This is a genomic window from Allobosea sp. FW305-C-101, assembly GCF_058783685.1.
The window spans coordinates 67,452-90,972 of sequence record NZ_JBYSYT010000005.1 but is presented as its reverse complement, the minus strand read 5'-3'; the positions used below and the strand labels follow the sequence as shown (position 1 = coordinate 90,972).

Genomic DNA, 23,521 nt, shown 5'->3' with positions numbered 1-23,521 from the left:
GAAAATGCCATGCCGCAAGGGAACACTTTCTCAATCCGTCGGCGCTAGGTTCTCCCCGCTCGAACCGGGACGGATATGTACTACGAGGTCCACACCGAGAATATCGCGGCCCGCGGCCATGCCCCGGAGATCGCGCGGATTCTGAGCCGCTTCGCACTTCATCGTCAGGACGGCGAGCCCGTCGGCTATGAGAAGCTCGCCGCCGCGCTGCTGCCGGAATTCGGCGAGGACCTGATGATCCTGGAACCCACCGGCGACGGCGACTATCGCTGGCTGCATTTCGGGCGCGAGATCATCCGCTATTCCGGCGCCAGCCGCCTCGGCAAGCGCCTCTCGGACATGCGCGAGCACGTCGCCCGCTTCTCGACCGACAGCTTCGACCAGGCCATCGCCGAGGACCGGCCGCTCTATACCGTGCATCGCTCGACCCAGACGGTGCGCGTCGCGCTCTGGGAGCGTCTGCTCCTGCCGACCACCACGCGCGACGGGCGCCGCTTCATCATCGCCTTCAGCCGTCCGCTGCAGTTCCGCGAGGATCTGCTCAATGCCGTGCTGGACTCCTCGCCCAGCGGCATCGTCGCCCTGCGCGCCATTCGCGACGCAGCCGGCCAGATCGAGCAGGCCGTCGTCGTCACCGCAAACCGGCGCGCCGCCGAGTTGAGCGGTCGCGCAGAGAACGACCTGCTCGACACCGATGGCCGCGAAAGCCTGACCTTCCTGTCCGACGCTTCGGTCTGGCGCCGCTGCCTCTACGCCATCGACCTGCAGCGCGCCGACACGCTCGAGGTCTCCTTCACGCACGACGGCGCCACGACCTGGCTCAGGGTCGCGATCGCTCCGCTCGGCGACGGCTTGCTGCTGACGCTGACCGATATCACCGACCTGACGGTCGCCAACCAGACCTTGCAGATGCGCGCCGCCACGCTGGCGCTGGAGATCGGCCGCGAGCGGGCGACCCGCCGCGCGCTTTCCGAGGAAATCGGCCTGCGCGAGGAACGCGAGAAGGAACTGCGCCGCCTGGCGGAGACGGACCCGCTGACCGCGCTGCTCAACCGCCGCTCCTTCACTGACAAGGCCAATGCCGCGATCGCGGCGAGCGAGACGGACAGCACCGACATCGCCCTCATCATCGTCGATCTTGACCATTTCAAGCAGGTCAACGACACCTACGGGCACCCGGCCGGCGATGCGGTGATCCGTGCTTTCGCCGATCTGCTGCTCGGCCAGTTCCGCAACGAGCACAACCTCGTCGGCCGCTTCGGCGGCGAGGAATTCGCCATCCTGCTGCAAGATTGCGACCTCGCCTCGGCCGCGGCGAGCGCGCGCCAGATTCAGGACGCCCTGCTCACCCGCTCCATGCCGGTCTCCGAGACCCTGGCGCTCAAGGTGACCGCGAGCCTCGGCATCGCCGCGCTGCACGCCGGCGAAACGCTGGCATCCCTGACCGCCCGCGCCGATCAGGCGCTCTATCGCGCCAAGAACGAAGGCCGCAACAGGCTCGGCCTCGCCGATCCCGCTCCTGTCGCCGAAGCGGCCTGAGGCTCAGAGCCCGAGACGCCGCGCGGCCAGTTCCAGCGCAGCCTCCGGCGCGACCGCTTCCCAGCCTGCCATCTGGTGACGGAACCACGTCACCTGCCGCTTGGCATAGGCGCGCGTATCGGCCTGGCCGCGCCGGATCGCCTCGTCCAGCGTGATCGCACCGTCGAGATGGGCGATCAGACCCGGCACGCCATGCGCGCGCATGATCGGCAAGAGCGGATCGAGCCCTCGCTGCTTCAACCGTGCAACCTCGTCCAGCGCACCCTCACCCATCATGACTTCGAAGCGTCGGTCGATCCGCTCTCGCACCGCCTCGCGCTCCGGATGGACGAATAGCCGGAGCGTCGGCACATCGCCCAGCGGCCCCGGCTCGCGCTCGCCCTGGAAGCTTGCCAGCGAACGCCCGGTCGCCCGGAAAACCTCCAGCGCGCGCATGATCCGCATCCGGTCGCTCGGGCGCAATCGCTCGGCCATGGCGGGATCGCAAGCGGCGAGTTCGGCATGGAGCGCACTCGTCTCGCGCCCCTCGGCATCGGCGCGGAAAGCGACCCGCACCTCTTCCGGCACCGGCGGCATCGCCGAAAAGCCCTCGGTGACGGCCTTGAAATAGAGCCCGGTGCCACCGACCAGGATCGGCAGGGAGCCGCTCGCACGCAGCTCCGCCAGCAACACCGTCACGTCGGTCGCGTAACGCATCGCCGAATAGTTCACCGCGCCGTCGACATGCCCGTAGAGACGATGCGGCACCATCGTTTCCTCGGTTTCGCTCGGCCGGGCCGACAGGACACGCAGATCGGCATAGACCTGCATGGAATCAGCGTTGACGACGGTCCCGCCGGTGCGGCGCGCGATCTCGATCGCCAGCGCGGACTTGCCGCTCGCGGTCGGACCTGCGATGAGCACCGCGCCGAATTGCCCTTCCGCCTTCACCCGGTTCCTCACATGCTCGTCGCCACACTCGTATCCGCCCACGGCCAGGCGCTGGTCGGCGAAGCCCTTCTCGCCCACCTCGCCCGCGCCCTGCCCGGCATCACCGGCACGGCGGTGCTCGACGGCGAAATCGCTGCCGACCTCTTCGCGGAAGCAGCCGATGCGCGCAAGCTCGAAGCCGAAATCCGGGCCGCTCTGGACGGCGGGGCGATCGACGTCATCGTCCAGCCGGCGGCGACGCGCCGCAAGGCGCTGTTCCTCGCCGACATGGATTCGACCATGATCGGCCAGGAATGCATCGACGAGCTCGCCGCCTTCGTCGGTCTCAAGGAGCATGTCGCCGCGATCACCGAACGCGCGATGCGCGGCGAGATCGATTTCGAGCCGGCTTTGCGCGAGCGCGTCGCCTTGCTGAAGGGCGTGCCGCTCTCTGTCGTCGGCGAGATCATCCGCGACCGCATCACGCTGACGCCGGGCGGACGCGAACTCGTCCAGACGATGCGCGCCAATGGCGGCTATACCGCCCTCGTCTCGGGCGGCTTCACCGTCTTCACCGGGCCGATCGGCCAGACCATAGGCTTCGACGAGCATCGCTCCAACACCCTGCTCGCCAATGACGGCATCCTGAACGGAACGGTCGCCGATCCCATCCTCGGCAAGCAGGCCAAGCTCGACGCGCTCGTCGAACTGCGCGCCCGTTTCAAGCTGGCGCCCGAGCAGACGATGGCCGTCGGCGACGGCGCCAACGACCTCGCCATGCTCGGTGAAGCCGGATTGGGCGCCGCCTTCCGCGCCAAGCCGGCGGTGGCAGCCGCAGCCGATGCGCGGCTCGACCATGCCGATCTCACCGCGCTGCTCTATGCCCAGGGCTACGCAGGCAGCGAGATCGTCCGGAGCTGATCAATCGACGATGAAGAGCTTCGCGCCGGTCTTGGTCGCGGAGCGATGTGCCTCGGCATTGTCGGCGACCTGATAGCTCATGCCGGCGCGAAGCGGCAGCACACGGCCGTCTGCCAGCGTGGTCTCCATCTCGCCTTCCAGGCACAGGATGATGTGACCCTTCGAGCACCAGTGATCGGCGACATAGCCGGGCGAATACTCGACCATCCGCACCCGGATGCGGTTGCCCTCGGGGCCGAAATACTGGACGCGCCAGGTCGCCTCGCCGCTGTCGCCGGCATGGCGCTCCACGGGAATCGTCGCCCAGTCGGTGGTGACGAAGGGAATTTCGCTGAGCTTCATCTCGGTCTCTCCGGGCGCCGTCGCAAAGCTCTAGCTGCGTTCAGCCCGTCTGCGCCAGCGCATACGCCTCGCCGCCGCTCTGCGAACAGGACATGAAAAAGGGCGGCCCAGCCGGACCGCCCTTCGTATTCCTGAAACGCGGCTTGTCTCAGTTCATCGAGACAGCGACGAAGCGAACCTCGCCCTGGCCGTTCGAGACGAGCAGGAGGGCGGATTTCTTGCCCTCCTTCTTCAGCACGTCGAGCCGCTTGGTCACGTCTGCCGGAGCGTTGACCGGCTCCTGGCCGACTTCGACGATCAATTCGCCGACGAGGACGCGCTTGTCGGCGGCGTTCGAATTGGCATCGACCTTGGTGATGACCACGCCCTTGAGGCCGTCCTTGATCGAGTAGCGCTTCCGGAGTTCGTCCGTCTGCGGCGAGAACTCGAGGCCGAGCGCGCTCGTCACCACGGGCTTGGCCGGTTCGGCCGCAGGCTTGTTCGCCGAGGCCGACTGGACCTTCTCGCCATCCTCGAGGCGGCCGAGCTTGACCGTCTTGGTCTCTTCCTTGCCCTTGCGGACCACCACGAGCGGCACGTCCTTGCCGACAGGCGTCGCGGCGACGATGCGCGGCAGGTCGCGCGAATCCTTCACGTCCTTGCCGTCGAACTTGACGATCACGTCGCCGGTTTCCAGGCCGGCGGGCTTGGCCGGGCCCTTCTCGTCGATGCCGGCGACGAGCGCGCCGCGCGCCGAGCCGAGGCCGAGTGCTTCGGCGGTGGCGTCGTCGACAGTCTGGATGCGCACGCCGAGCCAGCCGCGCCGGGTCTCGCCGAATTCCTTGAGCTGGTCGACGACATTGGTCGCCAGCGTCGAGGGCACGGCGAAGCCGATGCCGACAGAGCCGCCCGTCGGCGACAGGATCGCCGTGTTGATGCCGATGACCTCGCCGGCCATGTTGAACAGCGGGCCGCCCGAATTGCCCTTGTTGATGGCCGCGTCGGTCTGGATATAGGTGTCGTACGGCCCCTGGCTGATGTCGCGGTTGCGGGCCGAGACGATGCCCGACGAGACCGAGCCGCCAAGTCCGAACGGGTTGCCGATCGCCATCACGGGATCGCCGATCCGCATCTTGTCGGAATCGCCGAACTTGACCGAAGGCAGCGGCTTGTCGTGCTTCACGCGCAGCACGGCGAGATCGACCTTGCTGTCTTTGCCGATCACCTCGGCCTTGAGGCGCAGGCCGTCGTTGAAGATCACCGTGATCTCGTTGGCGTCGCCGATGACGTGGTTGTTGGTGACCACGATGCCGGAGGGATCGACCACGAAGCCGGAGCCCGCCGATTGCGAGCGGCGCTGCTGCGGCGCCTGGCGCTCGCCCTGCTGGTTGCGGCGGTTGAAGAATTCCTCGAACAGGTCGCCGAAGGGCGTGTCCGGGCCGAGCTGCGGCAATTGCGGCAGGTTGCGGCCCTTCGTGTCGTTGGTGGTGACCGCCGCGATATTGACCACTGCCGGCATGACCTTGTCGACGAGGTCGGCAAGCGAGGTCTGCCCCTGGAGGAGCGGCGTGTTGGCCTGCGCATGCCCCGGCGCCAGCACCGGCGAAGCCAGCAGCGCGAGGCCGGCGACGCCGGCAGCGAGAGCGATGCGGACAGGCCTGGCTGCGGAAAGGGTGTTCGATGCCATAGGGGTCCTCATGTTCGGAAGAATACGGGCCGATCGATGCAGGCAGGCGCGCCCGATGCCTCAAGGCAGACGGACGCGCCTGATGATTGAACTCCGAAATGCGGCGGAAGGGCGACGCACGATCATGTCATCGAACACGATCATGTGCCCGCCCCCGCTGCTACCAGACGCCGCGCGCGAGCCAGACCAGGATCACGCCCAGCACCGCCGAGCCGATGCCGATGAGCCGCATCCGGTCCACCGGCGTTTCGGCCGCGCTACGGAGGGCATCCTTCGCCAGATGCGGGATCGCGGCGAAGAGAATACCCTCGATAGCAAAGACCAGGCCGAGCGCCGCGACGAAATCAAGCATCCGCGTCGCTCGCCATGATCAGGGCCGGGCCGGCGCAGGCTGCGCAGGCGTCGCCGGGGTGGCGGCCTGGCCGTCCTGACGCTGCGCGTTCGGGCCGTTGAAATACCGGAAGAACGGCGAATCCGGCGTCAGCACCATCCGCGTATCCCCGGGCTTGATGCTGGCTTCATAGGCCTGCATCGAGCGGTAGAAGGAGAAGAACTCCGGATCCTTGCCGAAGACTTCGGCGAAGACCTTGTTGCGCTCCGCCTCGCCTTCACCGCGGATCACGTCGGAGCGCTGCTGCGCCTCGGCGACGATCACGGTGGCATCCCTGTCGGCCCGGGCCCGGACCTCCTGGGCCTGCTGGCCGCCGAGCGCGCGTGCTTCCGCCGCCTCGCGCTGGCGTTCGGTCTGCATGCGCTGGAACACCGCCGCGGAGTTCGCCGCCGGCAGGTCGACGCGCCGCAAACGGACATCGACGACGGTCATGCCGAAGCGCGCCGCCTCGCGGTTCACGTCGTCGCGGATGCGGTTCATCAGGCGCGAACGCTCGGTGCGAACCATCGCGATGAAGGACGCCTCCGCCAGCACCGAGCGAACATTACCGTTCACGATCGAGGCCAGCTGCGAGTTCGCGCGCGGGATGTTGTTGACCGCCTGGTAGAAGCGCAGCGGGTCCGAGATCCGGTAGCGCGTGAAGGCATCGACCACGAGACGCTTCTGGTCCGAGGCGATGATTTCCTGCGCCGGCAGGTCGAGGTCGAGGATGCGGTTGTCGAGCAGGGTCACCTGCTCGAACGGAGCCGGCAGCTTGAAATAGAGGCCCGGCGCCGTGACGACGCTGCGGACCGCGCCGAGGCGCAGCACGAGGGCCGATTGGGTCTGCGAGACCACGAAGGTGCAGGCGTACAGGACGACTGCGGCGACGATGACCGCGACGAGAAGCGCCGCGCGCAACACGGAAGAGTTCATCGCTGAGCCCCTCCCTGCTGCTGGCCCGGCACCGGGCGACGCTGCTGGAGCTGGTCCAGCGGCAGATAGGGCACCACGCCCTGCCCGCCCGCCGGGTTGTCGAGGATGATCTTGTCGGTCCCGCCCATCACGCGTTCCATCGTCTCCAGGAAGAGACGCTCGCGCGTCACGCCCGGAGCGTTCTTGTACTGCTCGTAGACCGCGTTGAAGCGGCTGGCCTGACCACGCGCTTCGGCGACGGTCTGTTCCTTGAAGGCTTCCGCCGACTGGACCAGCCCGGCCGCGCGACCACGCGCCTCCGGCACGATGCGGTTGGCATAGGTCTGCGCCTCGTTGCGCAGGCGCTCCTGGTCGGCACGGGCCGCCTGGACGTCGCGGAAGGCGTCGATGACCTGCTGCGGCGGGTCGACCTTCTGGAGCTGGACGAGGCGAATCTGCACGCCGGCATTGTAGCCGTTGAGCGTCTCCTGCATCAGCTGGCGCACCTCGGTCTCGATCGCGCCGCGATCGGTCGTCAGCACCGGCTGGATGTTGCGGCGGCCGATGATCTCGCGCATCGCGCTCTCGGCCACGGCCTTCACCGTGCCCGGCGGGTCCTGGATGTTGAAGACGTAGTTCTCGGGCGCGGCCGGATCGATCTGCCACTGCACGATGAAGTCGATATCGACGATGTTCTCGTCGCCGGTGAGCATCAGGCTCTCCTCGGTGACGTCGGTCTGGCGCGAGGCTCGCACCGATTCGACCGTGCGGAAACCGACCTCGGTGGTGATCACGTTCGTCACCTGCGGCTTGACCACGCTGCCGATCGGATAGGGCCAGTTCCAGTTCATGCCCTCGCCGGTCTTGCCGGCGAAGCGGCCGAAGACGACGTTGAGGCCGACCTCGTTGGGCCGCACGAAATAGATGCCGGAGCCGAGCCAGAGCAGGATCAGCAGCAGACCGCCGATGATCAGGCCGCGCCCGCCGATATTGCCGCCCGGCACAAGGTTCTTCAGCCGGTCCTGGCTGCGCCGCAGGATCTCCTCGAGATCGGGCGGATTGCCGTTGCCACCGCCTGAACCGCCGCCCCAGGGACCGCCGCCGCCATTACCTCCGCGCTGGCCCCAGGGTCCGCCCCCGCCGCTGCCACCGCCGCTCTGATTGCTCCAAGGCATTCGCGAGCCGTTCCCTTTCGTTCTATCGAGGCCGAGCCATAAGCAAATCACGGCCGCTTGTCAGCGCCTTCGACCGAAGGCGCTGGGCTGACTTGGTCATGGGCCATGGATTCGTCAACGGCGCAAGCCATTCATCGTGAACGGAAAGCGGCGATCAGCCGCGCCTGGCATAGGTGACGAAGGTATAAGGATGGTCGTTCTCGGCATCGGCTGGATGGCTTTCCCGCGCCGTCTCGGCGAAGGCGCCCTCGTCCCATCCTGGGAATGCCGCGTCGCCTGAAGGCCGCGCATGAACCATGGTGAGTTCGAGCCGGTCGGCCAGCGGCAGCATCTGCGCGTAGATTTCGGTGCCGCCGCCGATGATGACGGCATGGGCGCCCATCTCCTGGCCCAGTGACTGGGCCAGCGTCAGCGCCTCCCCGACCTCATGGACGACATGGACGCCTTCGGCATGGAAGGCGCGATCCCGCGTCAGCACCACCGTCTGACGGCCCGGCAAGGGCTTGCCGATCGAGAGATAGGTCTTGCGCCCCATGATGATCGGGCAGCCGGTCGTCAGCCGGCGGAAGCGCTGCATGTCGGTCTTCAACCGCCAGATCAGCTTGTTGTCGCTGCCGATCACGCCATTGTCGGCGATGGCCGCGACGAGGACGACCGGAAGAGGCTGCATCGCGCTCAAGCCTCCGCGCCGAGCTTCGCCAGCGCTTCGCCTTCCAGCCGCTTCACGGTCCATTCGTCCTGCGCCTTGGCGCCGATCGCCCGGTAGAAGACGCGCGAGGGCTCGTTCCAGTTCAGCACCCACCAGGCGAGGCGCGGCAGGCCTTCATCGACGCAACGTCGCGCCAGCCCCGCGATCAGGGCCTTGCCGATGCCGCGCCCGCGCTGGTCCGGCCGGACATAGAGGTCCTCCAGCCAGATGCCGTGCCGGCCGGAGAAGGTCGAATAGGTGTAGAACCACACGGCGAAGCCGACCGGCTCGCCATCCCATTCGGCGATGTCGCAGAAGGTCTTCGGGTTCGGCCCGAACAGCGCGGTTTCGAGCTCGGCCTCGGTCGCCACGACCTCGTGCAGCAGCTTCTCGTATTCGGCGAGCTCGCGGATGAAGGCGAGCACGAGCCCGGCCTCGCCGGGACGGGCGGAACGGATGGTCAGGGTCATAAGTCAAGTCCCACGATGACGACGGCAAGGTTCATGCAGGCATGGAGCAGGATCGGCAATCCGATTCCGCCCGAAAATTCGCGGGCGAGCCCCAGGAAGGCGCCGGCCGGCAGGACGGAGACGACGTGAAGCAGCCCGTTCTCGACATGCAGGAAGCCGAAGGCGACGGTCACCACGACGAGCGTCGGCAACGCGGCGAGATGGCGGCGCAGGCGCGTGAACAACAGGCCGCGGAACAGCGCCTCCTCGACGACCGGCGCGAGCAGGACCGCATTGGCGAAGCCGAGCAGGCTACGCTCCGAGCTGGACATCGCCTTCAGCTCGTCCAGCGATCCCAGCACGCCCGAGAACACCACGGCCGCCTCGATCGCGAAGATGCCCATGAGCGCCAGGGCGAAGCGGGTGACGATCCGCCGCTCCGCAGGCCATGACAGCGCCAGAGCCCGGCGCACCGGCTCGCCCGAGGCGGATGCCAGCAGCAGCGTGGCAAGGCCGAGGCCCAGGAAGAAGACCGTCTCCCGGCCGTCGAAACTGGGCTCGCGCCCGAGCGCTCTTCCCAACAGCGAAGCCGCGCTCACGGCGGCATAGCCGCAGGCAACGGCAAGCAGGACCTGCCCAGCTGCGATCGCGCCGTCGCGACGGCTCATACAGCGATCGGAGCCTTGATGCCGGGATGCGGGTCGTAATCGGTGATGGTGACGTCGGCGAACTCGAAATCCTCCAGCCGCGTCACAGCCGGATTGAGGGTGAGCTTCGGCAGCGCGCGCGGCTCGCGCGAGAGCTGCAGCCGCGTCTGGTCGAGATGGTTCACGTAGAGATGCGTATCACCGAAGGAATGGACGAACTCGCCGACGCCCAACCCCGTCACCTGCGCCACCATATGGGTCAGCAGGGCATAGCTCGCGACGTTGAAGGGCACGCCGAGGAAGACATCGGCCGAGCGCTGATAAAGCTGGCAGGAGAGCTTGCCGTTGGCGACGAAGAACTGGAACAGGCAATGGCAGGGCGCCAGCGCCATCTTCGGGATATCGGCCGGGTTCCAGGCCGAGACGATCAGGCGGCGCGAATCCGGGTTGCGGCGGATCTCGTTCACCAGCCAGGCGATCTGGTCGATCACCAGCCCGTCCGGCGCGGCCCAGGAGCGCCATTGCCGGCCGTAGACCGGGCCGAGATCGCCATTGGCATCGGCCCATTCATCCCAGATCGTGACGCCGTTCTCCTGGAGGTAGCGCACATTGGTGTCGCCGCGCAGGAACCAGATCAGCTCGTGGATGATCGATTTCAGATGCAGCTTCTTGGTCGTGACCAGCGGGAAGCCTTCCGACAGGTCGAAGCGCATCTGGTGCCCGAAGACGGCGAGCGTGCCGGTGCCGGTCCGGTCGTCCTTGCGGACGCCCTCGGTCAGGACGCGTTGGAGCAGGTCGTGATACTGGCGCATGGCGACTCTCTGGAAGGCGCGCGACTATAGCGGCTTGGAGGTGGCTTGGCCCCGCCCGGCAGGCAGGCATCCCCAGCCTTTGCCGCACACCCTGTCAGCTGATGGCGGGAGCCTGACGCCTCACGCAAATGCGACACTACGTGAGCTTCCCCCGTCCGCAAACCCGCCCCAATCGGCGCCGCTGATCGCGCGCTTGATTCGTGGGGATAGTCGATATGCCGACCCTGAACGTGCCGCGCAGCCTGCTCGCTGCGCTCGCTCTCAACGCCCTGATCGCGCTGTCGGCGCATGGCGAGGAAACCTATGCCACCGCGACGATCTCGGAACGGCAGGCCCGCGACATCGCCTGGAGCGCCGGGCTCGTCCATGTCGAGGAGATCGTTCGCCTGGACGATCGTTGGGAGGTCGCCGGCCGCACCGTCGAGGACGACGAGATGAGCCTCGATATCGACATCCGAAATGGACGCATTCTGAATTGAGGCAGGGAAACCGCAGTCCCTGTCGAAAAAGCGTGAGAACCCTTTCCCAACGCCACAGGCTTCCCTATATTCGCAGGTGCCGCTCGCAAGAACGGCTATGGCGATAAACGGATCTCGAAATAAGCCTTTCGGACCCGGGGGCGGTACCCGGCGCCTCCACCCCAGCCCTGCGGCGCGAGCAGCAGGAACTTGCAGCCGAGCGGTTGCAGGGCTGCGGCGGGGGCGAAATAGGATCGACGAGGGTGTAAAGGTTATCCTTTTGCTCGGCATGGTTCCGCCGTTATCGGGCCAAAGCATAGTTGCCAACGACAACAATGCTCGGGTTGCTGTCGCCGCGTAAGCGGTGCTGGTTCCCAAACCGAAGCCCTTGCGTTTAGCCGCGTAAGGCGGGGCTCGGAGGCGCCTGGCAACAGAAGCCTCCACTTCTTTTTCTGACGGCCTGCCGGCTGTTCCCGCCGGAACGCAACAAGCGGAAACCACGACTCGATGTCCAAGGATGTTCTTCGTTACGATCTCATGGTGCAGGACGCGCTGAAGGGCGTGGTCCGCAAGATCCTGACGGAGGCCGCGCGCGACGGGCTGCCGGGCGAGCACCATTTCTACGTGACCTTCCGCACGGGCGCTCCGGGCGTGCGCCTGTCGCAGCGCCTGCGCGAGAAGCATCCCGAAGAGATGACCATCGTCCTCCAGCACCAGTTCTGGGACCTGAGCGTCGGCGAGCATTCCTTCGAGGTCGGCCTGTCCTTCTCCGGCGTGCCGGAGCGGCTGCTCGTGCCCTTCGACGCGATCTCGACCTTCTTCGACCCCTCCGTCCAGTTCGGCCTGAAATTCGAGGCGCAGGACCAGGCGGAAGACGCTGCTTCGCCGGAAGCCGAACCTGCCGAGCCGGCCCCCGCGCCCGCAAAGATCGTCCCTGCGGCCCTCCCGGCCGCGAAGGGCAAGGCGCCCGCCGCCGAGCCGGCCGCCGCATCCGCGAAAGCGGAGCCGGCCACCGAGGGCGATGACAGCCGAGGCAGCGCCGAAGTGGTCAGCCTCGATTCCTTCCGCAAGAAGCCCTGACGACGGACGCCATGACCGAGACGCGCACCGAAACCGATTCCTTCGGCCCGATCGCCGTGCCGGCGGATCGATACTGGGGCGCGCAAACCCAGCGCTCCCTCGAGAATTTCCGCATCGGCGGCGAGAGCGAGCGCATGCCGCTGCCGCTGGTCCATGCGCTGGTGCTGGTCAAGAAGGCCGCCGCCCATGTCAACGCCAAGCTCGGCCTGCTCGACCAGCGCGTCGCCGGCGCCATCGCCCATGCGGCGGACGAGGCGCTCGCCGGCAAGTTCGACGGGCATTTCCCGCTGGTGATCTGGCAGACCGGCTCCGGCACCCAGTCGAACATGAACGCCAACGAGGTGCTGGCGAACCGCGCCAATGAACTGCTCGGTGCCGGCCTCGGCGCCAAGAGCCCGGTCCATCCCAACGACCACGTCAATCGCGGCCAGTCCTCGAACGATTCCTTCCCGACCGCGATGCATATCGCCGCCGTGCTGGAGATCACGCGCCGGCTGCTGCCGGCGCTGCGCGCTCTCGAAAAGGCGCTGAACGCCAAGGCCGAAGCCTTCAAGCATCTCGTCAAGATCGGCCGCACCCATCTGCAGGACGCGACCCCGGTCACGCTCGGCCAGGAGTTCTCCGGCTATGCGATGCAGCTGCATCTCGGCATCGGCCGGATCGAGGCGGCGCTCGGCGGGCTTTATGCGCTGGCGCAGGGCGGCACCGCTGTCGGCACCGGCCTCAACGCCCATCCCGATTTCGCCGCCTTCTTCGCCAAGGAAGCCGCGACGCTGACCGGCCTGCCCTTCCGCAGCGCCGAGAACAAGTTCGAGGCGCTGGCGAGCCATGGCGCGCTTGCCGCCGCCCATGGCGCGCTGGCTGCGCTCGCCTCCGACCTGTTCAAGATCGCAAACGACATCCGCCTGATGGGCTCTGGCCCGCGCTCCGGCCTTGGCGAGATCAGCCTGCCGGAGAACGAGCCGGGCTCCTCGATCATGCCGGGCAAGGTCAATCCGACTCAGGCCGAGGCGCTGACCATGGTCGCGACCCAGGTCCACGGCAACCAGGCGACGGTCGGCTTCGCCGCCAGCCAGGGCCATTTCGAGCTCAACGTCTTCAAGCCGGTGATCGCCGCTGCCTTCCTCCAGTCCGTGCGGCTCCTCGCCGACGCCGCCGAGAGCTTCCGCGTCAACTGCGTCGAGGGCATCGAGGCCAACGAGACGCAGCTCAAGGAGCTGCTCTCGCGCTCGCTGATGCTGGTGACGGCGCTGGCACCCGCGATCGGCTACGACAAGGCCGCCGGCATCGCCAAGGCCGCCCATCACAACGGCACGACCTTGCGCGAGGAAGCGCTGAAGGCCGGCGTCGATGCCGAACTCTTCGACGCGACGGTCAAGCCCGAGCTGATGCTCGGCCCGGCCTGACGCAGGGCGGGTGCCGTGGCCGAGATCATCAACCTCCGCCAGGTCCGCAAGCAGAAGGCGCGGGCGGAGGCCGAGAAGACGGCCGAGCAGAACCGTATCTCCTTCGGCCGCACCAAGGCCGAGCGCAAGCTGACCGAGGCCGAGCGCGACAAGGCCGCCCGCCATATCGACGGGCACAAGCTCGGCCGCGACGACGAGCCGGAGCCGGCATGAAGCCGGAGCGCAAGCGCTCGCTCAGCATCGCCGGCCACCGCACCAGCATCTCGCTGGAGGCGCCCTTCTGGGAGGCGCTGAAGGAGATCGCAGCCGGCGAGGATCGCCCTATCGCCGCCCTCGTCGCCGAGGTCGATTCCGGCCGGGGCGAGCTGAACCTCTCATCTGCGCTAAGGCTGCATGCGCTGGCGCATTACCGGAAGTTGGCTGGCGGCTCGTAGGCAGTGCGGTCAACGGCCGGCCTACTCCTGGTCAGAACCACCCTTGTCATTCCGGGGCTTCGCGCAGCGAAGAACCCGGAACCCACGACTGGGCGAGCCGCCGGCAACCGCGCATCGAATTTCTCACCCAGTCGTGGGTTCCGGGTTCGCGCCTCCGGCCTGCCCCGGAATGACGACGTGACTCCTCAGAAGATCGAAAACCCTTGGGCGGAAGTCAGAAAAATCACATCTGATCAAACGCTTAAGACAAAATTCGGAATCAAATCGCGAAGCGCTTGAATCAAGCTCTCAACGTAACGGCGCGTTGCGCGGTTGCGGCTGTGCCGGTGCGACGCCGCCGGTTGGCGCCTGCACCGCGCCCTCCGGCGAGCTGCTGAGCGGCGCTCCCGGCAGGACGAGCGGGCCGGGCTGTGATTGAACCTGTGGCGGCGCGGATTGTGCTGCGGCCCGCTCGGCAGCAGCAGCAGCCCGCTCAGCCGCGGCGCGGGCGCGTTCCTCGGCTTCCGCCCGCCGGCGCGCTTCCAGCTCCGCCCTCGCCTGCTCGACGCGCCTCAACTCCTCGGCCCGCTTCTCTTCGGCCAGACGACGCTGCTCCTCGATTCGCCGCGCCTCCTCCTGCCGCTTCTCCTCGGCGATGCGGGCCTCTTCCTGCGCCTTCAGGAACTCGGCGAGCTTGCGCTCGTTCTCCCGCGTCTCGCGCTCGGCCCGCAGGCGCCGCGCATGCATCGCTCGCTCGCGCGCATCCGCCTCGAAGGCTTCGACCCGCTCGATCTCGCGCGCCAGAGCTCGCGCCGCCACGGTGTTCGAGAGGGCGCTGACATCGCTCTCGCGCCGGAGATTGGACAAAGGTCCGCGCCAGGCGATGCCGATCTGCGGCGCATCGCCCGGCCAGCCCTTCGGCAGGGCGCCGAGCGGCCTCAAGCCGAGCCTGAGATCGGCGGTCAGTGCGCGCAGATCGAGGATGCCGCTCGCCTCGGCGCGCAGGCCGTTGCGTTCGAAGGCGAAGGGCTGGAGGCGGATCAGACCGCCGGCCAATGTGAAAGGCAGCGTGACATCGCCAAGCGCCCAGGCATCCTTGTCGAGCGCTTCGCTCAGGCGATCCTGCAGGCGCGATGCATCGCTCTCGGAAGCATCCTCGCCAGTGCCGGCGATGATCCGCGCATAGGCGTTGGGATCGAAGCGCGAGAGTCGCGTGCCTGTGAGCGCGAGGCTGCCAGCCCCGCTCAGGCCAGCAACCAGACGCGCCGGAGTCTCGCCCGAACCGCCGAACTCGATTTGCCCCGAGGCCTTGCCGCCGACGGCGCCCTTGGTAAATTCGCCGAGATCGACCGCCATCAGGCTGAGCCGGCCGTTGAGTTGGGCGAGCCCGCCATCGCGGCGCAAGCCGAGCCGCCCGGCGAGCTGCCCGCCACCATAGCTGCCCCGGATATCATCGATCCGGAGCCCGTCCTGATCCGAGCGCAGAGCGAAGCTGGCATTGCGGATCGTCCCGCCGTCGAAGGCGAGCAGCGTCCCGGCCTCCACAGCAATGTCGAAATCGGGGAAGCCCGCGATGCGTCCGAAGCGTCCCGTCGACCAGAGCGCATTCGGCGTCGCCGCCGCCTGCCCCAGCGCTGCACCCATCAATGGCCGCAGATCGGCTGCCGGCACCGCGATCCGGCCGGAGGAACGCCCCTCGCGCGGCAGCAACAGCGAGCCGTTCACTGCCATGCCGCCGAGATTGGCGGTGATATCGTCGAGCCGGATCGCCTCCTCGGCCATGCCGAGCCGCGCAGAAGCGTCTATCACCCCATCGGGCAGCAGGCGCGCGGGGCCTTCGGCGAGAATCTGCCCCGGCCCATCGGCCTGCAAGGTCAGCTGCGGTCCCTTCCCGCTATCCTCGACGACCACAGACAGCCCCTGCCCGGCGAGCGAGCCTGTCGCCTTGCCCCGGTCCAGTTCGAGAGTGAACCGGCCAGCCCCGCCCTGCTGAGGCAACGGCAGACCCAGGGCCGCGAAAGCCTGCCGCCGATCGTTGAGTTCGAAGCCGAGCGCCGCCCGGCTCCAGTTGCCGGTCCGGTCAAGCCGGCCGTCGAGCTTGAGCCTGCCCGCCGCAGCCGTGCCCTCGACCGACAGGCTGGTCTCGCCGGAAGCCGCACGCGTCAGGCGGAAGCCGGTATCGAGCCGCGCGAGCCCTTCGCCGACGCGCTGGAGCGCCTGGATCGCGGTCTCCGGCAGCAGGGGGCCGGCCAGCGCCGTCAAGGTCTCGAAGCGCGGCGCCCGCACCCGCCCGGAAATCTCGCCGCCCTCCGCCAACAATGCACCGGCACCGGTGACGGCGACGCCACCGAAGCCATCGACCGACAGCCGGCTCAGGCGCCAGACATCGCCCTCGCGCCTGAGGTCGAGATTGGCCGAACCCGGCGGGGCATTGCGGAAGCGCAGATTGGTGAGCGCCAGATCCAGCGCCACGTCGCGCTGCCGGAGTAGGCCGGACAGGCTGTTGCCAGGCGGGAGGGTATCGAGCGAGAGCCCGTTCACTGCCGCCTTCGCGGCGATACGGTTGGGCGCGATCTCGCCGGAGGCATCGAGGCGCAGGCCCGAAGAACCCGCGACCAGCAGGCGCTGGAAGCGGCCGCCGGTGCCTGTCCAGGCTCCGACGATATCGGCGTCGATCCGCCCGAGCCGCGCGATGAAATCGGCCAGCGCCGGGTCGAGACCGGCCCGTGCCAGCACCAGCCCGACACGCCGCGCATCCTCGGCCTTGAGATTGAGCCGGCCCGAGGCACCTTCGGAATTCAGGCTGCCGCTCGCGCCGAGCAGAGCCCCGGCCACGCGCACGGAAGCCGATGCATCGCTCAAGCCCCCGTCATGGAGATGTCCCCGCAGAGCGAGCGTCGAGAAATCCTCGCCGCGCCAGATCAACTGGTCGAGATCGAGACTGACATCGAAGGCGCCCGGCAGGCCCTGCAAGGCGCGTGCAAAGCCCTGCCGCTCGGCTAGCGCCGTCGTCAGCGCATCGGCATCGAGCCGGCGCGCCCGCAGCGCCAGCGAGCCCTTTCCCGTACCGGGGAGATACTGCCCCTCGCCTTCCAATCGCGCCGCACCGCCCGCGATGTCCAGCGCAAGCCCGGACAGGTCGAGTTGGCGGCTGCCGCCCTTGACCCGTCCGGCCAGCGCGACCGCGCCGCCCGGCGAGAGATTGAAGGCACCGTCCAGTTCGGCGCCAAAGCCTTCGGCTCCCTTCGGGAAAAGCATAGCTCCGTCGAAGCCGAGCTGCAGGTCCTCGCCGGTAAGATAAGCCTTCGTCCGCAGCCGGCCGTCGGCCTCGATCTCGCCGGTGGTGACGCGCAGCGACGCACCCGCGACCTCGCCCTCGAAACGCCAGGGGCCGGCGAAGCTCACCGCCGACATCTCCGCCGCGATCGGCGTGAGCGTGACGGCAGGCTTGCCCACCTCGCGCCAGATCAGGGTCGAGCGGCTGATCGTCAGGCGGTCGAGGCTTGCGCCGGCCGGAATGCCTGAGCCGCTGCGCTCGGGCAGGCGGATCACGCCCGTCTCATCCAGCGCAAGCGAGATCGCGGCGCCGTCGAGCCGCGCTTCCGAGAAGCGGAACTCGCCGCGCGCGAGCGCCGCCAGCGCCAGCTCGACGGTCGCATGCTCGGCGCTGGCGGAGCTTGCCGTGCCGTCGCCCAGCCCGATCCGCACGTCCTCCAGCGCGATGCGCGGCGAGGGCAGCAGGCGCAGGCTGATGGCGCCGCCGATCCGCGTCTCGACCCCGAGCGCTTCGCTCAAGCGCGTCTCGATCTGCGGGCGGTAGGCGCGCCAGTCGACGAAGCCGGGGCCGATCAGGGCCACCAGCAGCGCCAGCACCAGCAGGCCGGCCAGAACTGTCAGACTTTCACGCAAATTCCGCTGCCTGCCCCTGTCGTCATGGTGAAGCAGCGCTGGCCTCGAACGTCATTGCGAGCGCAATGACAGCCGGTACCGGCGCCTCCCCCATCCTGCCCGCAAGTAGCGGCGAGATCACGACATTTCGGCGAACCCTGTGGGCAGCGCAAGCCGCAACGGCGTCACAGGGCGACGATTTTTCCGGGATTGAGGATGTTGCGCGGGTCGAGCGCGCGCTTCAGCGTGCGCATCACCGCGAGCGCCTCGGCTCCGTGCTCCTGCTCCAGGTACTTCATCTTCTTCTGGCCGACACCGTGCTCGCCGGTGCAGGTGCCGCCCATGGCGAGAGCGCGCCTCACCAGCCGGTCGATGAAGGCCTGCGCCCGCTCGACCTCGGCGGTATCGGCAAGATCGACCAGCGGCTGCGTATGGAAATTGCCGTCGCCGACATGGCCGGCGATCGGCGCGATCAGGCCTGAGGCCTCGATATCACGCTTGGTCTCCTCGACACATTCCGCCAGCTGCGAGATCGGCACGCAGACATCGGTCGCGACCGAGTCGAAGCCGGGGCGCAACGCCTTCGCTGCCCAATAGGCGTCATGGCGCGCTTGCCAGAGCTTGGAGCGATCCTCGGCCTTGGTCGCCCACTCGAACGGGCCGCCGCCGAACTCGGCCGCGATCTCGCCGAAGCGCTCGGACTGCTCCTTCACGCCGGCTTCGGTGCCGTGGAACTCGACGAAAAGCATCGTCGTCTCCGGCAGGCCGAGCTTGGCATGCAGGTTGACGCCGCGGATCATCACGTCGTCGAGCAGTTCGATGCGCGCCACCGGCAGGCCGGTCTGGATCGTCAGGATCGTCGCGTCACAGGCCGCCTTCACCGAGGGGAACGGGCAGACGCCGGCCGAGACCGCCTCGGGAATGCCGTGCAGCTTCAGCGTCACCTCGGTGATGATGCCGAGCGTGCCTTCCGAGCCGACGAGCAGGCGGGTGAGATCATAGCCGGCCGAGGTCTTGCGGGCGCGTGTCGAGGTCCTGACGATCGAGCCGTCAGCCATCACCGCGGTCAGCGCCAGCACGTTGTCTTTCATCGTCCCATAGCGGACGGCATTGGTGCCCGAGGCCCGCGTCGCCGCCATGCCGCCGAGCGAGGCGTCGGCGCCGGGATCGATCGGGAACATCAGGCCCTGGTCGCGCAGATGCTCGTTGAGTTCCTTGCGGGTGACGCCGGCCTCGACGATGACGTCGAGATCCTCAGCATGAACCGCGATGATCCGCTTCATCTGCGACATGTCGATGCAGACGCCGCCAAAGGCCGCATTCACGTGACCTTCCAGCGAAGTGCCTGTCCCGAAAGCGATAACCGGCACGCCATGAACGGCGCAGAGCTTGACGATCTCGGAGACCTCTTCGGTGCTCTGCGGGAACACCACCGCATCGGGCGGCTGGTTCGGTATCCAGGTCAGCGTGTGGCCGTGCTGCTGGCGCACGGCGAGGCTGGTGACCAGGCGGTTGCCGAAGCTTGCGGCCAAGGCTTGCGTCACCGCCGCGATCGCCTCCGGCGAGGGCGGCAGCACTGCGGCCGGGACAGGGCTGTCATGAGGAGCGGCGGCAGGCAAGCTCATTGTCAACATCCGGTTTTGGCGCTTAGATTTGGAACAGATCGGTTTCGCAATCGGTTACGCTTCGACATGGTCCTGCCATACTGGCCGGCCCAGAATGCTGACGCCGATTGCGAGCGATGCATACTAGATCATGCGACGGTCGAATGGGCAGCGGCAATAATGCCGCCGGCCCTTGAACGAGGCGCCTGTCAGGGAGGCGAACATGAAACACGATACCCGCGCCCCGGCGCTGTTCTTCGCGCCCTTCGTCTCGTCGGCGATGCGGGTCGAGCCGCAATGGATCGACTATAACGGCCATCTCAACATGGCCTATTACCATGTGCTGTTCGACCGGGCGGTCGACGAGGTCTTTTCGCTGGTCGGATTGACTCGTGACTATGTCGAGACGCGCCATGCCTCCACTTTCACGGCGGAGTGCCACATCCTCTACAAGCGCGAACTGACCGAGGGCGATCTCGTGCGCGTGACCGCTCAGCTCATCGCCTTCGACGACAAGCGCCTGCACTACTATCTGGAGATGCGGCACGCCAACGAGGGCTGGCTCGCGGCGACCAGCGAGAACCTGTCGCTGCATGTCGACATGGTCGATCGCAAGGTCACGCCCTTCCCGGCCGATATCCTCGCGAATATCGCCTTGATGAAGGCCGCGCACAGCATGATGCCGCTGCCGGCCACGATCGGCCGCATCATCGGCATGCCCAGGAAGTCCGCGATCCGGGTCGACGAGGCCACTGAGGAGCGCGAGACCGAGACGGCGACCGAAACCCGGCACTAAACGGGCGCCGTATCAGGGATCGTCGTCGGGTATCTTGAGCTTGTGCCCGCAGGCCTTGCAGTAGACCGCATCCGGCTCATGACGCTGCAGCGCGCATTCGGGGCAGGGAAACAGCACCTTGTTCGGGCGGAACAACGCCTGCGCCAGCCGCACGAACAGCGTGATGCCGACGATCATCACCACGATCGAGGTCAGCTTGCCGGCAACGCCCGGCAGGGTCACGTCGCCGAAACCGGTCGTCGTCACCGTCGCGACAGTGAAATAGAGCGCCTGGACATAGCTCTCCAGCCCACCCTCGTGCCGGAAGAAGAAGGTGTACACGAAGCCGGTCACCACGAAGAGGAAGGTCGCGATATTGCTCAGCGCCCGGACCACGCTTTCCCATTCGCGGAAGCGGGTTTCGCGGAACTGCGCCCAGACGATGCCTTTGTGCGACAGCGACCACAGCCTGAGGATGCGCAGGAAGCCGAAATTCTCCAGCCATTGCGGCATGAGCAGCGTCAGCAGGATGAAGAGGTCGAGCAGCATTGTCGGCTGGCGCAGCAGCCTGAGCATGTTGGTCGAGGCCAGCAGGCGCGCGCCGATCTCGGCGATCACGATCACCGCAACCGAATAGTCGATCCAGAGGAAGGCCGCGTTCTCCCTGAGCAAGGGCGTCAGGATGAAGAAGGCGATGATCAGGAGGTCGACGACGGTCGTCACCGCCTGGAAGCGCAGGGCTGACGGCGAGCGCCCATGATAGAGCTGGCGCAGCCGGTCGCGCAGGGCTTCGAAGCGGCTCTGGTCGGGCGGGGCGTCGGCGGCATCCATCGCCGTCAGCATAGGGGCTAGACTGGCGCGCCGCTACGCCGCGTCGCCACCGCATGGACCGCATAGCCAAGATAGGGCGCCCCGACCCGGCAGTCGGCCCCGGCCGCTTCGGCCATCGCGCGCACGACCTTCGGCAAGTCCTCGCGCGGCGTGACATGGAACAGGCCGAGCCAGCGCAGCAGCAATCTTTTGAACGGCACCGGCAGACCCGCCTGATCGCCAAAATCGACGATATGCAGCGAGCCCCCGGGGCTAAGCCGGCGCAAAGCCTCGGCGACGACGCCTTGCCAGGGCGGGATCATCGAGAGCGCATAGGAGATCACGATCCGGTCGAAGCCGGCCCGGCCGAACAGCACTTGGGGATCGAAGCCCGTGGCATCCGCCTGCGCGAGCCGGATCCGCTGCTCCAGCCCCACCTTCGCGACCGAGCCTTGCGCCGTCAGCAGCATCGCGCTGGAGACGTCGAGCCCATGGCAGGCGCAGTCCGGATAGCGTCGCGCGATCCGGATCAGGTTGCGCCCGGTGCCGCAACCGATCTCCAGCACGCTCCCGCCCTTTGGCGGCTGCAAGCCGTCGATGAGCTGGTCGCGGCCGAGCAGATAGAACTTCCGGCTGGCATCGTAGATATGGCGCTGGTGCCGGTAGATCCGGTCCATCAGCCCGGCGGCTGAGCCTCCCGCCGGTGCCTCGGCCGCGCTCACAGGGCCTGCCCCTTCAGCACATAGAGGTGGAAACCGCCATAGATCGCCGAGCGATCCTGCCGGCAGAGTTCGCGGCTCTGTTCCTCCTCGTAATGCCACTGGTCGAGGATCGCGGCCGGCACACGTCCCGGCAGCAGGCGCTCGTCGGCGGCGGTGCGGAAGATCACCCGCGCCCCCGGCCGGGCCGTGCGCGTGATCTGCGACCACAAGGTCGTGAGATCGGCATCGTTCATCCAGTCCTGCGCATCGAGCAGCACATAGGCGTCGCAGCTCTCGGCCGGCTGGTCTTCGAGGAAGGCCGTGACCGCGCTCTGGCGATAGGACACGCCGGGAGCACGCTCCTTCACCGCCGCGAAATGCTGCTTCTGGAGATAGGGCGGAAAGGCTGCATCCGGCCCCTCGCCATAGCGCCGGCCGAAAGCCTGCTGGGCGAAATAATTGTCCTTCAGATCGAAATCGCAGGCGAGGCGCTCGAGCCTGAGCTTCAGCGCGCCCAAGATGCCGTCCTCGCCATCGGCGGCCAGCGCCTTGTACTGCGCCGGCGGGATGCCGAGCCCGTAGAGCGAGGCCGGCTGGCGCACAAGCCAGCGCACCAGCTTGCGCTCGAAGACCGGCGCCAGATGCTTGTCGTAGAGCGCGCGCTGCTCGGCCATGTCCCGCGCTGCCAGCATCGCCTTGGGATTGCCGCCGAGCAATCGCGCCAGCACATGGCCGGTGCCGATGAAGCGGCCGAGCAGGCCATAGCGATGAAACCCCTTGGCGAAGAGATTGATCCGGCGCCGCCCGTTCAGCCCCCGCCCCTCCCAGTATCCGCGCGAGACGGCATCAAGATGATCAGCAATCTCGCGATCGTAGCGCGCGACATTGGAGCGATCCCTCGCCCGGCCGAAGAAGCGCAGGAAATCCTCCTGGCTTTCGATTCGCGCCAGCGCGGCGAGCTTGAGGCGGCCGAGCGCGATGTGCGTGGCGTTGAGATCGACCGCGCTGACCTTGATCGGCGCCGCGGTGAGATAGGACAGGATGTTGCAGGAGCCGGAGGCGATCGCCACGACATGGTCGCCGGCCTTGAGCTCAAGCGCCGCCATGTCGACGACCGGGTCTTCCCAGATCTGCGGATAGACCAGCCCCGAGAAGGCGCGTGCGAACAGCCATTCCAGCATGCCGGCCTTGGAGAGCGTCTTGCTGCGGCGGACCGCTTGCCCGAGGCCCGAGCTCGTCATGCGGCGGGCCGCGCGTGCCGTTTGCGTCGCCTGTTCCGTCACCGGTTTTCCTCCCTTTGCGGGTGGCCGGGCTGCTAGAGGAGTCGCGTGACGGTCAGGTGACGGCTTGCGCTTCTCCGCCACGGCATCGTGAAAATGCCTGCGGCGTCCGGGGCTGAAATCCGGCACGGGAGACGCCATATTGGGCGCTCGAAAGCCGATTAGGCGCTCCCGCCAGGAAGGAGATCGCAATGGGTCTGATGAGCATGTTCGGAGCCGAGAAGAAGCAGGACGAGAGCTTCCCCTTCCAGCTCACGGACGCCGAATGGCGCGCGCGCCTGACGCCGGAGCAATATCGCATCCTGCGCGGCCACGGCACCGAGCGGGCCGGCTCCTGCGCGCTCAACTACGAGAAGCGCGCCGGCACCTTCTCCTGCGCCGGCTGCGACCAGAAGCTGTTCAAGTCCGGCAAGAAGTTCGAGAGCGGCACCGGCTGGCCGAGCTTCGACCAGCCGCTTGAGGGCTCTGTCGGCACAACGGAGGACCGCAGCTACGGCATGCTCCGCGTCGAGGTCCACTGCGCCAATTGCGGCGGCCATCTCGGCCACGTCTTCCCGGACGGCCCGCCGCCGACCGGCCTGCGCTACTGCATCAACGGCGAGGCGATGACGTTCGAGCCGGAAGCGGCGTGAGGCACACGCGTCATGCTCGGGCTTGACCCGAGCATCTCGTG

The 23,521-nt window shown here is 67.6% G+C and carries 24 protein-coding genes and 1 other RNA gene; 10 read left to right on the top strand and 15 right to left on the bottom strand.

Annotated elements, in window-relative coordinates; genetic code table 11:
* Positions 1-75: 75 nt before the first annotated feature.
* Positions 76-1,539, top strand: coding sequence for a GGDEF domain-containing protein (locus AC3WMA_RS20465; protein WP_492287191.1), 1,464 nt, complete (start codon positions 76-78; stop codon positions 1,537-1,539).
* Between the two features lie 3 nt (positions 1,540-1,542).
* Here AC3WMA_RS20465 and miaA read toward each other — a convergent pair whose 3' ends face one another.
* Complete coding sequence (gene miaA / locus AC3WMA_RS20460) at positions 1,543-2,469, bottom strand: tRNA (adenosine(37)-N6)-dimethylallyltransferase MiaA (protein WP_492287440.1); 927 nt, start codon at positions 2,467-2,469, stop codon at positions 1,543-1,545.
* A 12-nt stretch (positions 2,470-2,481) separates the two neighbouring features.
* Here miaA and serB point away from each other — a divergent pair, with 12 nt between their 5' ends.
* Positions 2,482-3,369 (top strand): phosphoserine phosphatase SerB, encoded by an 888-nt coding sequence (gene serB, locus AC3WMA_RS20455; RefSeq protein ID WP_492287190.1) that lies wholly within the window; start codon positions 2,482-2,484, stop codon positions 3,367-3,369.
* On the opposite strand, the gene AC3WMA_RS20450 is transcribed toward serB, so the two are convergent.
* The 9 genes from AC3WMA_RS20450 to AC3WMA_RS20410 all read right to left on the bottom strand — a co-directional run bounded on the left by AC3WMA_RS20450 (position 3,370) and on the right by AC3WMA_RS20410 (position 10,433).
* Positions 3,370-3,711 carry a DHCW motif cupin fold protein gene (locus AC3WMA_RS20450; protein ID WP_492287189.1) on the bottom strand — a complete coding sequence of 114 codons (342 nt, stop codon included), beginning with the start codon at positions 3,709-3,711 and terminating at the stop codon, positions 3,370-3,372.
* Between the two features lie 148 nt (positions 3,712-3,859).
* Complete coding sequence (locus AC3WMA_RS20445) at positions 3,860-5,377, bottom strand: DegQ family serine endoprotease (RefSeq protein ID WP_492287188.1); 1,518 nt, start codon at positions 5,375-5,377, stop codon at positions 3,860-3,862.
* Positions 5,378-5,537: 160 nt separating this feature from the next.
* Complete coding sequence (locus AC3WMA_RS20440; RefSeq protein WP_199088463.1) at positions 5,538-5,729, bottom strand: DUF2065 domain-containing protein; 192 nt, start codon at positions 5,727-5,729, stop codon at positions 5,538-5,540.
* Positions 5,730-5,747: 18 nt separating this feature from the next.
* Complete coding sequence (hflC, locus tag AC3WMA_RS20435; RefSeq protein WP_492287187.1) at positions 5,748-6,683, bottom strand: protease modulator HflC; 936 nt, start codon at positions 6,681-6,683, stop codon at positions 5,748-5,750.
* Positions 6,680-7,837, bottom strand: coding sequence for an FtsH protease activity modulator HflK (gene hflK / locus AC3WMA_RS20430; protein WP_492287186.1), 1,158 nt, complete (start codon positions 7,835-7,837; stop codon positions 6,680-6,682). The genes hflC and hflK overlap by 4 nt, the downstream gene beginning before the upstream one ends.
* Positions 7,838-7,991: 154 nt before the next feature.
* The gene (locus AC3WMA_RS20425) at positions 7,992-8,507 is read right to left on the bottom strand and encodes a dihydrofolate reductase (RefSeq protein ID WP_492287185.1); all 516 of its coding nucleotides are present in this window, start codon (positions 8,505-8,507) and stop codon (positions 7,992-7,994) included.
* 5 nt (positions 8,508-8,512) lie between these two features.
* A complete protein-coding gene (locus tag AC3WMA_RS20420; protein ID WP_492287184.1) occupies positions 8,513-8,995 on the bottom strand; it encodes a GNAT family N-acetyltransferase in 483 nt (160 codons plus the stop codon).
* Positions 8,992-9,642 (bottom strand): CPBP family intramembrane glutamic endopeptidase, encoded by a 651-nt coding sequence (locus AC3WMA_RS20415; RefSeq protein WP_492287183.1) that lies wholly within the window; start codon positions 9,640-9,642, stop codon positions 8,992-8,994. The genes AC3WMA_RS20420 and AC3WMA_RS20415 overlap by 4 nt, the downstream gene beginning before the upstream one ends.
* Entirely contained in the window at positions 9,639-10,433 is a 795-nt protein-coding gene (locus AC3WMA_RS20410; RefSeq protein ID WP_492287182.1) for a thymidylate synthase, read from the bottom strand. The genes AC3WMA_RS20415 and AC3WMA_RS20410 overlap by 4 nt, the downstream gene beginning before the upstream one ends.
* 215 nt (positions 10,434-10,648) lie before the next feature.
* Here AC3WMA_RS20410 and AC3WMA_RS20405 point away from each other — a divergent pair, with 215 nt between their 5' ends.
* From AC3WMA_RS20405 to AC3WMA_RS20380, 6 genes are all read left to right on the top strand, one after another.
* On the top strand, positions 10,649-10,912 hold the full coding sequence (locus AC3WMA_RS20405) for a hypothetical protein (protein ID WP_492287181.1): 264 nt from the start codon (positions 10,649-10,651) through the stop codon (positions 10,910-10,912).
* Positions 10,913-10,950: 38 nt separating this feature from the next.
* Positions 10,951-11,336, top strand: a transfer-messenger RNA (tmRNA) gene (ssrA, locus tag AC3WMA_RS20400).
* Positions 11,337-11,398: 62 nt separating this feature from the next.
* Positions 11,399-11,971: an SspB family protein gene (locus AC3WMA_RS20395; protein WP_492287180.1), complete on the top strand. Its 573-nt coding sequence runs from the start codon at positions 11,399-11,401 to the stop codon at positions 11,969-11,971.
* Between the two features lie 11 nt (positions 11,972-11,982).
* The gene (gene fumC / locus AC3WMA_RS20390; RefSeq protein WP_492287179.1) at positions 11,983-13,377 is read left to right on the top strand and encodes a class II fumarate hydratase; all 1,395 of its coding nucleotides are present in this window, start codon (positions 11,983-11,985) and stop codon (positions 13,375-13,377) included.
* A gap of 15 nt (positions 13,378-13,392) precedes the next feature.
* On the top strand, positions 13,393-13,590 hold the full coding sequence (locus AC3WMA_RS20385; RefSeq protein ID WP_492287178.1) for a DUF4169 family protein: 198 nt from the start codon (positions 13,393-13,395) through the stop codon (positions 13,588-13,590).
* Positions 13,587-13,811 (top strand): ribbon-helix-helix domain-containing protein, encoded by a 225-nt coding sequence (locus AC3WMA_RS20380; protein WP_492287177.1) that lies wholly within the window; start codon positions 13,587-13,589, stop codon positions 13,809-13,811. Before AC3WMA_RS20385 ends, AC3WMA_RS20380 begins: the two co-directional genes overlap by 4 nt.
* A gap of 288 nt (positions 13,812-14,099) precedes the next feature.
* Here AC3WMA_RS20380 and AC3WMA_RS20375 read toward each other — a convergent pair whose 3' ends face one another.
* Both AC3WMA_RS20375 and AC3WMA_RS20370 read right to left on the bottom strand, forming a co-directional pair.
* A complete protein-coding gene (locus AC3WMA_RS20375; protein ID WP_492287176.1) occupies positions 14,100-17,699 on the bottom strand; it encodes an AsmA family protein in 3,600 nt (1,199 codons plus the stop codon).
* A 164-nt stretch (positions 17,700-17,863) separates the two neighbouring features.
* On the bottom strand, positions 17,864-19,303 hold the full coding sequence (locus tag AC3WMA_RS20370) for an FAD-binding oxidoreductase (protein ID WP_492287175.1): 1,440 nt from the start codon (positions 19,301-19,303) through the stop codon (positions 17,864-17,866).
* A gap of 202 nt (positions 19,304-19,505) precedes the next feature.
* Here AC3WMA_RS20370 and AC3WMA_RS20365 point away from each other — a divergent pair, with 202 nt between their 5' ends.
* Positions 19,506-20,078 carry a thioesterase family protein gene (locus AC3WMA_RS20365; protein WP_492287174.1) on the top strand — a complete coding sequence of 191 codons (573 nt, stop codon included), beginning with the start codon at positions 19,506-19,508 and terminating at the stop codon, positions 20,076-20,078.
* A 12-nt stretch (positions 20,079-20,090) separates the two neighbouring features.
* On the opposite strand, the gene AC3WMA_RS20360 is transcribed toward AC3WMA_RS20365, so the two are convergent.
* The 3 genes from AC3WMA_RS20360 to AC3WMA_RS20350 are packed head-to-tail and all read right to left on the bottom strand — an operon-like array spanning position 20,091 to position 22,809.
* Positions 20,091-20,888 carry a potassium channel family protein gene (locus tag AC3WMA_RS20360; protein ID WP_492287173.1) on the bottom strand — a complete coding sequence of 266 codons (798 nt, stop codon included), beginning with the start codon at positions 20,886-20,888 and terminating at the stop codon, positions 20,091-20,093.
* A gap of 17 nt (positions 20,889-20,905) precedes the next feature.
* A complete protein-coding gene (locus tag AC3WMA_RS20355) occupies positions 20,906-21,589 on the bottom strand; it encodes a class I SAM-dependent methyltransferase (RefSeq protein WP_492287172.1) in 684 nt (227 codons plus the stop codon).
* The gene (locus AC3WMA_RS20350) at positions 21,586-22,809 is read right to left on the bottom strand and encodes a BtaA family protein (protein ID WP_492287171.1); all 1,224 of its coding nucleotides are present in this window, start codon (positions 22,807-22,809) and stop codon (positions 21,586-21,588) included. The genes AC3WMA_RS20355 and AC3WMA_RS20350 overlap by 4 nt, the downstream gene beginning before the upstream one ends.
* A gap of 239 nt (positions 22,810-23,048) precedes the next feature.
* Between AC3WMA_RS20350 and msrB the strand changes: the two genes are divergently transcribed.
* Positions 23,049-23,480 carry a peptide-methionine (R)-S-oxide reductase MsrB gene (gene msrB, locus AC3WMA_RS20345; protein ID WP_492287170.1) on the top strand — a complete coding sequence of 144 codons (432 nt, stop codon included), beginning with the start codon at positions 23,049-23,051 and terminating at the stop codon, positions 23,478-23,480.
* The last annotated feature ends 41 nt before the right edge of the window (positions 23,481-23,521 follow it).